The sequence below is a fragment of the Pseudoalteromonas maris genome (assembly GCF_049257235.1).
Classification (GTDB): domain Bacteria; phylum Pseudomonadota; class Gammaproteobacteria; order Enterobacterales; family Alteromonadaceae; genus Pseudoalteromonas.
Genome location: NZ_JBMMUF010000005.1, coordinates 74,787 through 88,349 on the forward strand (window position 1 = coordinate 74,787; position 13,563 = coordinate 88,349).

Sequence of the window (13,563 nt, forward strand, 5' to 3'; positions counted from 1 at the left end):
ATAATAAAAAGAACATACATGAGCCATTCACACACTTCAGTGTCTGATTTTTTTAGATACTTTATCGACCGCCGCTTACTTACTGTGTTTGTATTTGGTATCGCCAGCGGTTTTCCATGGGTATTGATTGGTTCTGTCATGAGCGCTTGGCTCAAGGACGAAGGGTTAAGTCGTTCGATGATCGGCTTATTCGGTATGGTCTTTGGTGCCTATTCCATCAACTTCCTATGGTCTCCTATAGTAGATAGGGTGCAAATCCCATTACTCACTAGATGGCTGGGGCAACGCCGCAGCTGGATTTTTTGCTGTCTCGTTGTGGTGCTTATAGCCACCGCATGCATGTCATTTATCTCTATTACTGAGCAAAGCCTCATTATCATCGCTTCTTTGGCTTTTGTAATCGCGCTAGCCTCTGCCACCCAAGACATTGCCATTGATGCTTACCGTATTGATGTCTTAGCCGAAAATGAAAGCGAGAAGACCTCTGCCGCTGCGGCTATGGCTACCTGCGGTTGGTGGACAGGTTATGCGCTACTTGGCGCTTTACCATTTTTTGCCGCTGATCTTCCCGGTATCGACTGGCCAGATGTTTATCTAGCATTAGCACTGATTGTGGTGCTGTTAATTGTGTATGTGTTGTTTGCCAAAGAGCCTGAATCTAATCGCGAAAATATCCACGCTGAGCTAGAGAAGCAGTACCAACAAAAGCTTAACCATGCTGAGGGCAGCATGCCAAAAGCGCTCAGCAAAGTACTTGCTTGGCTGGGAGTAACGGTCATTGAGCCACTGCGCAGCTTCTTCGCTCGCAATGGTGTGAAAACAGCGTTAGCACTGTTAGCTTTTATCTTTTTATTTAAAATTGGGGAAGCTTTCTTAGCGCGTATGTCTATCGTCTTTTACAAAGAAGTAGGCTTTAGCAATACCGACATTGCGACATTTTCCAAGCTTGGAACCGCAGTGCTCACCATAATATTCGCCTTTTTAGGCAGCCTGTTTAATAGCCGTTTTGGTATCGTCAAAGGATTATTTATCAGTGGTGTTGCCATGGCGGCATCAAATCTTATGTTCTCTTGGATTGCGGTTGTTGGCCCAGACTTGAGACTTTACGCAATGGCCATCATTCTCGATGGCTTTACTCAAGCGTGGTCGCTCGTGGCCATGGTGGCATTTATCTCGATGTTATGTGATAGAGCCTTCAGCGCCACCCACTACGCATTACTGGCATCTTTGGGCAACTTAGGTCGTACTTTACTCTCGGGCTACAGTGGTGTCATTGTTGATGATTGGCTTCACGGCGACTGGTCAATGTTCTTTATATTAACCGCCCTAATGGTCATTCCATCTCTGGTATTTTTGTATTTAATTAGAGGACGTTTATATCAGCTGGAGCAGCAGTTTCACAGTAAGCAAAAGGAAGTGTGATAAGTAAGTGGGGCCTAGAGCCCGTCCTGGGCTCTGGGGTGCGATGCTTTATTTCAATAAAGCAAGACCTTCATATGGGTCTACCTCAAGGGCTTCACAGTAACGAATGAACTCAATCACATCCAAACGACGCTCTTGGTTTTCGATTTTACCGATAAATGAGTGTGGCGTGCCCAATACTTGCGCCAAACTACGCATTGTGTGACCCTTTTCATGGCGTTTATCTTTTAGCCACTTGGTTAGTCTTCCATTCTCCTCGGAAGAAACGGTTTTACCCATCATAATTACATCTCCTACTAGATGAATTGATTGTTTTACATTTTATGTTCGAAACATAAGCAAGTGAGTTTTGCCCGTCTCACTTGCCACGCTATTAAAGCACATGTCCCATTTTAGGTATAGCGTATGTACAAAAGTTTACCTAATTTCGGCGCGAAAAAAATCGCCCCTAATTCTGTAACAAAATACGATGACCGCTTTGAATCGATACTAATTAATTTTTATTAGAAAATCGATAGTTTATTTTTTCTTTGGGAGCAGTTACTTATAAGCTAATATGAAAAGAAAACACGGTATTTGGTTAAATAATGATTCGTTTACTGTTTTTGCTTCCAGTAGTTTTGTGTCTCGGGTGGTGGATGTTCCTCAACGCCAACAATGTGCCTTTAAAGCAAGGCAAAAAAGGATTCATTTACATCTGCGTGTTTAGCGCTTTCGTACTCGGTTTTTTAACCTTGATGGCTTATGTCACCAACACCGACTTTTGACCTTAGATACAAAAAAAGCCGCATCATTTGCGGCTTTTTCAATTTAGAATGAGCAGTGTTACACGCTAAAGCTTGCACCACAGCCACAGGTTGTTGTGGCATTTGGGTTGTTAACGAAGAAACGCGAGCCTTCAAGACCTTCTGTGTAGTCAACTTCACCATCAACCAAGTATTGTAAACTCATTGGGTCAACGACTAGGGTGACGCCATTTTTCACAATTTGCATATCCCCTGGGTTGGCTTCTTCAGCAAACGTAAAGCCATACTGAAAACCCGAACAGCCGCCACCGGTGACATACACACGCAGCATAAGAGAAGGATTTTCTTCCTCTTCGATCAATTGCTTAACTCGCGCGGCTGCAGCATCACTAAATTTAATTGGAACTTGCTCGGACATTCTGAATACTCTCACTACCTACTGTGGCGCAAATTATCTAATACCCGACTAACTTAATCAAGTATTGACTGTATGCGACTGGGTCGTGTTGAACGTTAAGGTAACTATTTTGTTTAAAATAAAGGCTTCAATGCGAGGAGGTGCAAGCTCTGCGTTGCCACCGGAATAATTGGCGTAAAAACAAACAGCAAAGTTCAATACGCTCTAAAGAATAAACAACATTTGGTTATATTTTTATCAGCTTTAAAGTTGCCGTTTCCCAAGCAGACACATTCTCAATAAACTCTTATGCGAAACAAGGATTTATGAAGTAAGCTTTGATAGACTATATACCGAATCGTTATTACACACATATACAAGGGTAAATGCATGCAGTTAGGGGCGCTGAGACGACGCCTTGCTCAGCCAAAAACATCAATACAGTTATGCTTACTAGGGATTGCCGCCGGGCTCATTGCCGCGGGTTTAATTATTCTATTTCGCCTAACTATTGTCTTGGCTCAGAACCTCTTTCTTGAAGATTTCGATGACTTCACGACGCTCTCTGAGCTACAGCGCTTTTTGCTTCCCATAGGTGCTGCGCTTGCTATTGCCTTTTTCGCATTTTTAACTGGCTTCAAACATTACCGATTAGGGATCCCATTTGTAATCCATCGGATGAAAATCCATTATGGGCAAATGCCTTTATATAACACCATTAACCAGTTCGTCGGTGGTGCAATTGCCCTCATAAGTGGCTTTTCAGTCGGACGAGAAGGCCCATCAGTGCATATGGGAGCCACCGGTGCCAGTATATTAGCTAATCAACTACACCTTCCTTACAACGCCATGCGTACATTGAGTGGTTGCGGTGTTGCCGCCGGAATAGCCGCATCGTTCAACACGCCACTTGCGGCGGTGATCTTCGTGATGGAGGTGGTGATCCGTGAATACAAGGTGCATATTTTTGTGCCGATTATGCTGGCAGCGGTCACAGGTGCTCTTGCCACCCAATTTGTATTTGGTGCTGATTTAGAATTAGCACTGATCAGTGTCACCCCTTTGAGTTTTTGGCATTATCCATATCTAGTCATATGCGGCATGACTTTGGGCGCTGTAGCCTATGCGTTTAATAAAAACCTGATGTTGATTATCCGTACATTCAAACCACTTACCATGCTGCCGCGCCTACTCATTGCGGGTCTCATAGCAGGTGGTATTGGCTATTTGGTACCACAAGCAATGGGCTCTGGTATGAGTGCTATCACCATTGCTGTGCAATCTCCTGATAATGTCGAGCTATTACTGACTATCTTCGTAGCCAAGTTACTGGCAACTCTGTTTGCTATTGGCTTGGGTATCCCCGGCGGAATTATTGGCCCGGTGATCGGGTTGGGCGTAGTAATGGGGACCTTGATGTCATTTTTCGCCCACATGGTTGCTCCTGGCACTGACGTAGCAGGCACCTATGGCGTATTGGGGATGGCCGGCCTACTCGCTGCCACTTTGCATGCGCCTTTAGCTGCTCTCACTGCGGTAATGGAACTCACATCAAGCCCACAAATTATTGTTCCAGCAATGCTGGTTATCGTCACAGCCTATGTCACCGCCTTGCAAGTGTTTGGCAATCGCTCGATATTCTTACAACAACTTGATTTCCAAAACTTAGGATATCAAGTCTCTCCAGCGAAAGAAGCGTTACAAAAAGTCGGCATCATGGCGGAGATGAATGAGCACTTCAAACTACTCTATTCGGATGATAAAGAGTTAATAAAGGAGTCTTTGGATCATTTAGATGGGCAAACACCCCTTATCGTCTATGACGATGAAAATGGCTATCGATTGGCTGAGTATGACTTAACGTTGATGTCTGAAGAAAATGTCGCTATTCGTTATGTAGAACTGGATGGCGTAAGCTCGCAATCAACCCTATCTCATGCGTTTGACGTACTCAAAGATAAGCGCAGCGGTGCTGTGTATGTCTACGACTTACATGACCCTAAAGAAATTGTCGGTATTTTACGCTGGGATCAGATCCATCATATCCTCACTATTCGTAATGCGCTGTTATAAAAATAATAAGGATAATCCCTATGACATTAGTACTAATATACAAAGCGTTGCATATGTTCTTCATGGTCGCTTGGTTTGCCGGTATCTTTTACCTGCCGCGCTTATTTGTGTATCACGCACTGACTGAGGAAAAGTCATGCAGCGCGATGTTAAAAGTCATGGAACGCAGGTTATTGTTCTTTGTTACCCCTTTTGCCATTTTAACGGCAGTATTTGGGGTATTAACCATCGTTGAATATGGCCGTGAGTGGTTCCGAGCCAGTATGTGGTTACATTACAAATTAGTACTGGTCATTATTTTGTATATTTACCATGGCTATTGCTTTAAATTACTGGCAGATTTCAAACACGATCGCAACACCCGCTCGGACCGCTTCTATCGCATATTCAATGAGTTTCCGGTGCTGATTCTGTTGGCCATTATCTTTTTGGCAGTATTGAAACCAGCGCTATAAAAAACCCTGCAAAATCTGCTATAGTGCGCACCCAAACGCAGTGTTGTTTTTGAGCCTTCGGTCGTAACGATATGACTCAAGGCTCAACACTGGATTTTATTATTTACTTCAACGTTTGGGACTACCTCCATGCTACGCTTTCAAGGTGAACACATTCTCTCTGTAAATCAACTCGATAGAGATAGTATCGAGCATATTTTTGCAGTGGCAAAACGGATGGAACCTTATGCCAAAAAACAAAAACGTACTAAAGTGCTCGAGGGGGCGATTCTTGCCAACCTGTTTTTTGAGCCAAGTACCCGTACACGAGTCAGCTTTGGTACTGCTTTCAACTTGTTAGGTGGTCTAGTGCGAGAGACTACGGGTATGCAAAGTTCAGCGTTAGCCAAAGGCGAGTCATTGTACGATACTGCGCGCGTTATCTCTGCGTACGCCGATGCAGTTGCTATGCGCCACCCAGACGCGGGCTCTGTCGCCGAGTTTGCAACCGGCTGTGATGTGCCGGTTCTCAATGGTGGTGACGGTCCAAACGAGCACCCTACCCAAGCACTATTAGATTTGCTGACCATTGACCGTGAATTGGGTCGTTTTGAGCGTGGCGTCGATGGGATGCACATCGCCTTAGTGGGCGATCTTAAATACGGCCGCACGGTGCACTCGTTGTCCAAGCTATTGTGCCATTACAAAGACATTCGTTTCACTATGGTTGCCCCTGATGGCTTGCAGATGCCGCAAAGCATTCTTGATACAGTGAGCAATGCCGGCCACACGATTGAGCTGGTTGATAAAATGGAAGGTAATTTGGCTGCAGATATTGTTTATCAAACACGCATCCAAGAAGAGCGCTTCCCAAGCCAAGAAGAAGCCAATAAATATCGCGGTGGATTCCGTATTAGCCAAGCCATTTATAACGCGCACTGCAAACCTAGCTCTGTATTGATGCACCCATTGCCGCGCGATAGCCGCAGCGAAGCTAACGAATTAGACAATGATCTGAACAGTAACGATAACTTAGCAATCTTCCGTCAAGTACAAAACGGGGTGTTGATCCGCATGGCATTGTTCGCGTTAACTTTGGGTGTAGAAAACCAAGTAGACAAGTACGAAACCACGGTGCCATGGTTCAGCCGTAAACGTGAAGATTAATTTGCCAACTCAAATAGGAAGCAAAATGAGTAAAAGCCAAGATTTATTTGCCCGCGCCCAAGCCTCTATCCCAGGTGGCGTGAACTCTCCAGTACGTGCTTTTAATGGTGTCGGTGGTACACCTTTATTCATTACGCACGCAGAAGGTCCGTATACTTTTGACGCGGATGGCAAAAAATACATCGATTATGTTGGTTCTTGGGGCCCAATGATTTTAGGCCACAATCATCCAGCAATTAAACAAGCAGTACACGAAGCTGTTGAGCGCGGTTTAAGTTATGGCGCGCCAACCGAAGCTGAAATTGATATGGCAGAAAAAGTGAAGGAACTCGTTCCTTCTATTGAATCTGTGCGCATGGTGAATTCAGGCACCGAAGCCACTATGAGTGCGATTCGCCTTGCTCGTGGATACACTGGCCGAGATAAAATCCTGAAGTTCGAAGGCTGTTACCACGGCCATGCTGACTCATTACTTGTAAAAGCAGGTTCAGGTGCTCTCACATTAGGTGTTCCTAATTCACCAGGGATCCCTGAAGATTTCGCCAAGCACACACTCACAGTGTCGTTTAACAACCTTGACGAAGTTAAAGCGGTATTTGAAAAGTACCCAGAGGAAATCGCCTGTATCATCATCGAGCCAGTTGCAGGTAACATGAACTGTATCCCACCGGTTGCAGGCTTCCTTGAAGGACTTCGTGAGATTTGTGATAAGTACAACAGTGTATTGATTTTCGATGAAGTGATGACAGGTTTCCGCGTTGCGCTAGGTGGCGCTCAAGCGTACTACAACATCACGCCAGATTTGACCTGTTTAGGTAAAGTCATCGGTGGCGGTATGCCTGTGGGCGCTTTTGGCGGTAAAAAAGAGATTATGGATTACGTTGCTCCAGTCGGTCCGGTATACCAAGCTGGTACACTCTCTGGCAACCCTATTGCTATGGCAGCTGGCCTTAAAGCGCTTGAGCTACTGAGCCAAGAAGGTCTGCATGATGAGCTTGAAGCTAAGAGTAAAGCGATTTGTGAAGGCTTCCAAGCAGCGGCTGACGAAGCAGGTATCCCACTTACAACCAACTACGCAGGTGGTATGTACGGTTTCTTCTTCACAGACGCTGATACCGTAACAAGCTACAAACAAGCAACTGAATGTGATTTAGAACGCTTCAAGCGTTTCTTCCATCTCATGCTTGAAGAGGGTGTGTATTTAGCGCCTTCTGCGTTTGAAGCGGGCTTTGTATGTGCAGCACATGATGATGAAGCAATTGCACAAACAATCGCAGCCGCACAACGTGCATTTGCAAAGCTATAAATAATGGCTTGATGAAAAAACCGCCAAAATGGCGGTTTTTTTGTGTCTTAACGTTATACCCATCGTCTTATACCAATCAGCATAAGTATGTGATCATATATAGCACTGGATAAATGATGTGCTATTTAAGTTGATTGGTATTAGTAGCGTACGCAACTTGGACGAGCATTAAACTCGCTGGCGCGAATAGGTAGCTGAATAACTTTGCCACACCCTGGTGGCGCTTGCAGGCCAGTTAATTCATTTATAAATGCCCAGCGAATGCCATCAGGTCGCTCGTCAGCAATTGACTGCGGATTAAGTTGACGCAAATAACGAATATACAGCTCTAAGGCCCCCACAGCACCGGTAAGGCCGGTACTTTGGTTATCATCACGCCCGACCCATGCCACCGTCACTGTATTTTGGTCAAAACCACCATACCAGCTATCACGTAAATTGTTACTGGTCCCTGTTTTACCCGCAAGTTGGATGGTTGGAAAGTGCTTATTCAAGCGTTTACCCGTACCGTCTTTAGTCACTCGCTTCATACCATACTTCGTCATGTACATCGCATCTTCAGGGAAGCGTTGCTGCCATTGAGGCTGGTGCTGATAGAGGATTTTTCCGCTGTTATCCGTGAGCGCTGAAATACTCGTTAAGCGTGTGTAGGCTCCGTCATTGGCGAGTGTCGTGTACATTTGTGCGACTTCATAACTCGACAATTCCAATGCACCAAGTAGCAGTGATGGGTATTGATTAATATCCCCCTCTACCCCTAGCCCCTCTAGCGTATTGGCGACCTTGTCTACACCAATATCTAATCCAAGATTTACAGCTGGAATGTTGATACTGTTACTGAAAGCTTGATATAGAGGCATATCACCACGGAACTGATGGTCAAAGTTGTCTGGACGCCAGACTTCACCCTGTTCATCTTTTACCGCCAATGGCGTATCACTCAGCAAGGTGCCAAGGCTGTATTGCTTTAGCTGCAAAGCACTGAGATAAACGGCAGGTTTCACTAACGAACCAATGTTACGCTTAGTATCAAGTACACGGTTAAAACCGGAATAACGCATATCACGCCCAGCCACCAGCGCAGACACCCCACCCATGTGACGATTAACCGACACCATGGCGGCCTCAAGCTGCTCAGTATCTGGACGTTTTTCTAAATAAGGCAATGAGTTAGCAATAGACTCTTCCATCGCTTCTTGCTTTTGCAAATCTAGGTAGGTGAATACACGAACGCCCGCATCAAGGGTTTCTTTATCCGGCACCAACTCTTTAAGTTGGCGATTGACTAACTCCAGATAACCCGGGTAGGTTTTATCAATATCACGACTCATCGGCGCAATATCCAATGGACGCTTTAGGGCAACACGAAATTCAGGCGGTGTGATTAGGCCATTTTCCACCATCAGCCTCAACACCAAGTCGCGGCGCTCCATGGCTCGCTCCTCGTAGCGGCGCGGGTTGTAATAAGATGGGCCTTTTACCAAAGCAACTAACAAGGCTATTTGGTCAAACTCTAATTCATCAATGGGCTTGGAGAAGTAAAACTCCGCCGCTAACCCCATACCGTGCACACCCTTAGTGTATGATTGACCAAGGTACACTTCATTGAGATACGCTTCTAAAATTGCATCTTTTGAATAACGATAATCGAGGATCAGAGCGATGAGCGCCTCGTTTATTTTACGTACCAAAGAGCGCTCGCGGGTAAGGTAAAAGTTTTTCGCCAACTGCTGCGTCAAGGTACTACCACCTTGCACCGTGCGACCTGCACGAATGTTCGCATACAAAGCACGCGCGATAGACATCACTGAAACGCCATGGTGGTCATAAAAGTTTCTGTCTTCAACAACCAACAGCGTCTGTTTAAGTAAGTCAGGGAATTTATCAAGCGATACAAACTCACGGTCTTGAGTCTCATCGTTACCAATACGAGCTATTTGTACTGGTTCAAGACGCGCATTGTCCATGCGTTGACCGATATTATTTTTAACCGTCGCGAGCTTATCACCACTAAAGCGTAGCTCTATGATATGCGCTTGTTCCTGTGTATCTGCAAATTCAAACGCGCGACGGTATATGCGCAAACGTGTCGCACTTTGCTCGTATTGACCCGTATGCGTGAGCTTTGTTACTTGGGTGTAGTTGAGGCGCTTTAATTCCCACTCGACCTCATCCATAGACAAATACTGCCCGGGATAAAATGTCATAGCACGGGCATACACCTGAGCCGGTAGCTGCCATTTATTCCCTTCAAACTGACGCGTCACTTTGGCATCAAGATAAATCATGTACAAGGTGACACTTATCACGCTAACTAACGCAGCTTTGAACAAAACAGACAATGTGCGTTTAAAGACACGTTGCATCGGAGAATGAGACGAAGAGCTGTTATTTTTCTTCTTAGGATTTTTGCGTTTCTTAACAGGTGTTTTTTTAGGCGCCATAAGGTTGCTAATGCGTGGCTAAATAGAAATTTTTGGAAGCTTAGCATACTCAAGAGCAAAATTAATCGCTCTTGAGTACACCAAGACAGGGTGCAGGGTAATGTTAAGTAGAACTAACTTAACTGATACTGACTTAGGTGGCGCTTATTAGCCTATCTTGTTGTGATCCACAGCGCATGAATCATTGCTGGAACAAAGAACAAGAAACATAGAATAATGTTTATGATAAGGTCTTTGCCTGCACCCGCTTTTAAGAAAACCGCAACAGGTGGTAGAAAAATTGAAAGGATAATTAACAGTAGTTTATTCATTATTTTGAACCTCTTAAGGGGACTTCTGCTAGATTATAGACACAAAAAACGGCGAGTGAAAAGCTCGCCGTTAATTTAATTACTCGGTATTGTTAGTTTGAGCGTACCGACACAAACTCTGGGTATGCATCAATACCGCAATCGTGTTGGTCCATACCAGATAGCTCTTCTTCTTCGCCCACACGAATACCCATGGTTTTCTTAAGAATCGCCCATACAATGAATGATGTGACGAAGATGAAACCAAAGATACATACTAGGCCGATAAATTGAGTTAGGTAGTTTGCATCGCTATTTGATAGCGGCACTAACATCAGACCAATTGCGCCACACACACCGTGTACTGAAATGGCACCAACAGGGTCATCGATACGCGCTTTATCTAGGGCAACGATACTAAACACTACAGCGATACCACCGATTGCACCAAGTAGCACAGCAAGAAGCGGTGATGGTGAAGCTGGTTCTGCAGTGATTACTACAAGACCTGCAAGCGCACCGTTTAGGATCATGGTTAAGTCAGCTTTACCCCAATACGTTTTACATACCAATAGTGCTGCGATTGCACCTGCTGCAGCTGCAGCATTGGTGTTAAGCATGATTTTACCTACCGCTGTCGCGTTCTCAGCATCACTGATCAGTAGTTGTGAACCACCGTTAAAGCCGAACCAACCCATCCATAGGATAAATGTGCCCAGTGTCGCAAGTGGTAGGTTTGAGCCTGGAATTGGATAGATTTGGCCATTTTTACCGTATTTACCGCGACGCGCACCAAGCAGTAACACACCCGCTAGCGCTGCTGCAGCACCGGCACCGTGAACAATGCCTGAGCCAGCAAAATCAACAAAGCCCATTTCTGACAAGAAGCCACCGCCCCATGTCCAGTAACCTTCAATTGGGTATAGAAGACCTGTTAATACCACACAGAATACAAGGAAAGCCCACAGCTTCATGCGCTCAGCAACAGCGCCTGAGACAATTGACATCGCGGTTGCAACAAACACTACTTGGAAGAAAAAGTCAGACTCGAGTGCGTGGTCTGCATCGCTAGCTTGGCTGCCAATTAACGCACCGAAGCTTGGCAAAAAGCCGCCCTCTGCATTGTCTACATACATAATGTTGTAGCCAACAAGCAAGTACATGGTACACGCTATTGCATAAAGCGCGATATTCTTAGTAAGGATTTCTGTGGTGTTTTTAGAGCGTACAAGGCCCGCCTCTAACATGGCAAAACCTGCCGCCATCCACATAACTAATACGCCAGATATTAAGAAATAGAACGTATTGAGTGAAAACTGTAATTCAACAACTGTATTTTCCATGACTACGCCCCTTAAACCGCTTCTTCGTCAAGCTCACCAGTACGAATACGCACGATTTGCTCAAGATCATAAACAAAGATTTTACCGTCACCGATTTTGCCAGTAGAGGCAACGCGAGTAATAAGCTCAACCACACGCTCGACGTTTTCACTCAAAGTCGCAATTTCGATTTTTATTTTTGGAATGAAATCGACTTGATATTCCGCGCCACGATATAGCTCGGTGTGTCCACGCTGACGACCAAAGCCTTTCACGTCAACAACTGTCATCCCCTCGATTCCCAGCTCAGAAAGAGCTTCACGCACTTCATCAAGCTTAAATGGCTTAATGATGGCACTGATCATTTTCATATGGCCCCCTTCAGGCAACACTGATTTATTAATGTCCCAGTGATAAATCCAACCTTTGTGCCAACATTATTTTCCACATATAAAACATGAGGTTAACTTATTTGCAGAACAAAAAACGCACCATGTTGGTGCGTTAATTTTTTGTTACATACCAAATGTGTGCAACTAACTCGCAACATCGATACGCTCAATCCACAACTGCTTTTTCCCCTGTGCTTTGGCACGATACAGAGCCTGATCTGCACCAAGCAAGCAATTATCTAAACAGCTGTGCCCAAGCATCGCCAGACCAATACTGACTGATAATGAATACGGTTGCTCAGCGAGTAAAATCGGATTGCTCTTTAATTGTTCGTTAAAATCACTCAGTCGTTGTGTAAGGCCTGCAAATTCCTTTTCTGTGCAGCGTATCATCACCGCAAACTCCTCGCCCCCAAAGCGGGCAACAAGGTGTCCTTTAAAGTATTGCTGTAATCGTGCCGCCAACTGCTGCAATACTGAGTCACCAGCAAGGTGGCCGTAGTCGTCATTAATCTTTTTGAAATCATCTGCATCAATTAGTGCAATGGTGAAGTTGCTGTTGTCATTAGCGAACATTTTTTGCCCATGCTCTTGCAAATAGCGGCGATTATATAGTCCTGTAAGGTGATCTAACTCCGCTGCCGCCTTGAGCTCATCAAATAAATGCAGCTGCTCTACGGTTTGCATCACACGACAATGAAACTCTTCATTAGCGAACGGTTTAGTTAAAAAATCATTCGCACCATATTTTATAAACTTGGCAGACATACCATGACTGCCCGCCCCGGAAATACCAATAATGGCCAAATCGTCTCGTCCCCGATAATTACGCACTGCACGCACTAATTCGAAGCCATCCATAACGGGCATGGCATAGTCACACAGTAACAGTTTGATTTCAGGGTCTTGACGTAAAATGGCCAGTGCTTGTTCACCATCAGGTGCTTCAATCACTTCATAGAGTTGGCGCTCCAACAGGTGAGTGAGTATTTGCCTACTTAATTTAGAGTCATCAGCAACAAGCACCTTTAACCCTTTATTTCGCAATAATTGCGTAACCAATCGCACCGCATATAAATACGAGTCACGGTTATCTTTGACAACATAATCGATGACGCCTAACTCTAACATTTGCTGGCGTTGTGCTTCATCAAGGGTTGAGGTCAACACCACACTGGCCACTTGATGCTCAATAGTAAGTCGTACCGCATCACCCGTATCACAATCAGGCAGAGTCATATCAACCAAAGCTAAATCGTAAGTGTGTTGTTGCAACAGTTGTGAGGCTTGTTGGTAATCCCAAGCAAAATCTACATTTTTTATCAACGCTTTAGCAAATTGCTGGGTCAATAAATGACGCAATACTTGTTGTACTACTTTACTGTCTTCAATGATTAGAACGCGCGCCATAAGAGGACTCCGACATGGTAATTTATTATTAGTTTTTTGCGGCATCACAAATTTAAACACATTTTAGGCACAAGAGACACATTTTAGGCACAAAATTGCATACATGTTAACGCCTTAGCGCTTTGACATTAGGGGTGATGGCATCTAGGCTGCTGTTATT

General features: G+C 44.8%; 13 protein-coding genes. 6 read left to right on the top strand and 7 right to left on the bottom strand.

The window, feature by feature from the left end; translation table 11 throughout:
* Positions 1–18: 18 nt before the first annotated feature.
* Positions 19–1,422: an AmpG family muropeptide MFS transporter gene (locus tag AAEU32_RS08765; protein WP_421970155.1), complete on the top strand. Its 1,404-nt coding sequence runs from the start codon at positions 19–21 to the stop codon at positions 1,420–1,422.
* Positions 1,423–1,470: 48 nt separating this feature from the next.
* Here AAEU32_RS08765 and AAEU32_RS08770 read toward each other — a convergent pair whose 3' ends face one another.
* Entirely contained in the window at positions 1,471–1,704 is a 234-nt protein-coding gene (locus tag AAEU32_RS08770) for a helix-turn-helix domain-containing protein (RefSeq protein WP_347390631.1), read from the bottom strand.
* Positions 1,705–2,009: 305 nt separating this feature from the next.
* Between AAEU32_RS08770 and AAEU32_RS08775 the strand changes: the two genes are divergently transcribed.
* Positions 2,010–2,189, top strand: coding sequence for a hypothetical protein (locus AAEU32_RS08775; RefSeq protein WP_421970156.1), 180 nt, complete (start codon positions 2,010–2,012; stop codon positions 2,187–2,189).
* A gap of 58 nt (positions 2,190–2,247) precedes the next feature.
* On the opposite strand, the gene erpA is transcribed toward AAEU32_RS08775, so the two are convergent.
* Positions 2,248–2,586: an iron-sulfur cluster insertion protein ErpA gene (erpA, locus tag AAEU32_RS08780; protein WP_105255676.1), complete on the bottom strand. Its 339-nt coding sequence runs from the start codon at positions 2,584–2,586 to the stop codon at positions 2,248–2,250.
* A gap of 369 nt (positions 2,587–2,955) precedes the next feature.
* Between erpA and AAEU32_RS08785 the strand changes: the two genes are divergently transcribed.
* The 4 genes from AAEU32_RS08785 (at position 2,956) to hemL (ending at position 7,545) form a co-directional block, all read left to right on the top strand.
* A complete protein-coding gene (locus AAEU32_RS08785) occupies positions 2,956–4,638 on the top strand; it encodes a chloride channel protein (RefSeq protein WP_421970157.1) in 1,683 nt (560 codons plus the stop codon).
* A gap of 20 nt (positions 4,639–4,658) precedes the next feature.
* Positions 4,659–5,093, top strand: coding sequence for a CopD family protein (locus AAEU32_RS08790; RefSeq protein ID WP_421970158.1), 435 nt, complete (start codon positions 4,659–4,661; stop codon positions 5,091–5,093).
* 129 nt (positions 5,094–5,222) lie between these two features.
* Entirely contained in the window at positions 5,223–6,239 is a 1,017-nt protein-coding gene (locus AAEU32_RS08795) for an aspartate carbamoyltransferase (protein WP_421970159.1), read from the top strand.
* A gap of 25 nt (positions 6,240–6,264) precedes the next feature.
* Positions 6,265–7,545, top strand: coding sequence for a glutamate-1-semialdehyde 2,1-aminomutase (hemL, locus tag AAEU32_RS08800; protein ID WP_421970160.1), 1,281 nt, complete (start codon positions 6,265–6,267; stop codon positions 7,543–7,545).
* Between the two features lie 140 nt (positions 7,546–7,685).
* On the opposite strand, the gene mrcB is transcribed toward hemL, so the two are convergent.
* From mrcB to AAEU32_RS08825, 5 genes are all read right to left on the bottom strand, one after another.
* A complete protein-coding gene (gene mrcB, locus AAEU32_RS08805; protein WP_421970161.1) occupies positions 7,686–9,989 on the bottom strand; it encodes a penicillin-binding protein 1B in 2,304 nt (767 codons plus the stop codon).
* Positions 9,990–10,141: 152 nt separating this feature from the next.
* Positions 10,142–10,300, bottom strand: a complete 159-nt coding sequence (locus AAEU32_RS08810) for a YqaE/Pmp3 family membrane protein (RefSeq protein WP_421970162.1) — start codon at positions 10,298–10,300, stop codon at positions 10,142–10,144.
* A gap of 92 nt (positions 10,301–10,392) precedes the next feature.
* Positions 10,393–11,622 carry an ammonium transporter gene (locus AAEU32_RS08815; protein WP_421970163.1) on the bottom strand — a complete coding sequence of 410 codons (1,230 nt, stop codon included), beginning with the start codon at positions 11,620–11,622 and terminating at the stop codon, positions 10,393–10,395.
* A gap of 11 nt (positions 11,623–11,633) precedes the next feature.
* Positions 11,634–11,972 (bottom strand): P-II family nitrogen regulator, encoded by a 339-nt coding sequence (locus AAEU32_RS08820; protein WP_421970164.1) that lies wholly within the window; start codon positions 11,970–11,972, stop codon positions 11,634–11,636.
* 165 nt (positions 11,973–12,137) lie between these two features.
* Positions 12,138–13,403, bottom strand: a complete 1,266-nt coding sequence (locus AAEU32_RS08825; RefSeq protein WP_421970165.1) for a response regulator — start codon at positions 13,401–13,403, stop codon at positions 12,138–12,140.
* Between the last annotated feature and the right edge of the window lie 160 nt (positions 13,404–13,563).

Excerpts from the sequence above, each read along its gene's own strand:
- AAEU32_RS08765 (WP_421970155.1), top strand. The coding sequence starts at position 19 with ATGAGCCATTCACACACTTCAGTGTCTGATTTTTTTAGATACTTTATC.
- AAEU32_RS08770 (WP_347390631.1), bottom strand. The coding sequence starts at position 1,704 with ATGATGGGTAAAACCGTTTCTTCCGAGGAGAATGGAAGACTAACCAAG.
- AAEU32_RS08775 (WP_421970156.1), top strand. The coding sequence starts at position 2,010 with ATGATTCGTTTACTGTTTTTGCTTCCAGTAGTTTTGTGTCTCGGGTGG.
- erpA (WP_105255676.1), bottom strand. The coding sequence starts at position 2,586 with ATGTCCGAGCAAGTTCCAATTAAATTTAGTGATGCTGCAGCCGCGCGA.
- AAEU32_RS08785 (WP_421970157.1), top strand. The coding sequence starts at position 2,956 with ATGCAGTTAGGGGCGCTGAGACGACGCCTTGCTCAGCCAAAAACATCA.
- AAEU32_RS08790 (WP_421970158.1), top strand. The coding sequence starts at position 4,659 with ATGACATTAGTACTAATATACAAAGCGTTGCATATGTTCTTCATGGTC.
- AAEU32_RS08795 (WP_421970159.1), top strand. The coding sequence starts at position 5,223 with ATGCTACGCTTTCAAGGTGAACACATTCTCTCTGTAAATCAACTCGAT.
- hemL (WP_421970160.1), top strand. The coding sequence starts at position 6,265 with ATGAGTAAAAGCCAAGATTTATTTGCCCGCGCCCAAGCCTCTATCCCA.
- mrcB (WP_421970161.1), bottom strand. The coding sequence starts at position 9,989 with ATGGCGCCTAAAAAAACACCTGTTAAGAAACGCAAAAATCCTAAGAAG.
- AAEU32_RS08810 (WP_421970162.1), bottom strand. The coding sequence starts at position 10,300 with ATGAATAAACTACTGTTAATTATCCTTTCAATTTTTCTACCACCTGTT.
- AAEU32_RS08815 (WP_421970163.1), bottom strand. The coding sequence starts at position 11,622 with ATGGAAAATACAGTTGTTGAATTACAGTTTTCACTCAATACGTTCTAT.
- AAEU32_RS08820 (WP_421970164.1), bottom strand. The coding sequence starts at position 11,972 with ATGAAAATGATCAGTGCCATCATTAAGCCATTTAAGCTTGATGAAGTG.
- AAEU32_RS08825 (WP_421970165.1), bottom strand. The coding sequence starts at position 13,403 with ATGGCGCGCGTTCTAATCATTGAAGACAGTAAAGTAGTACAACAAGTA.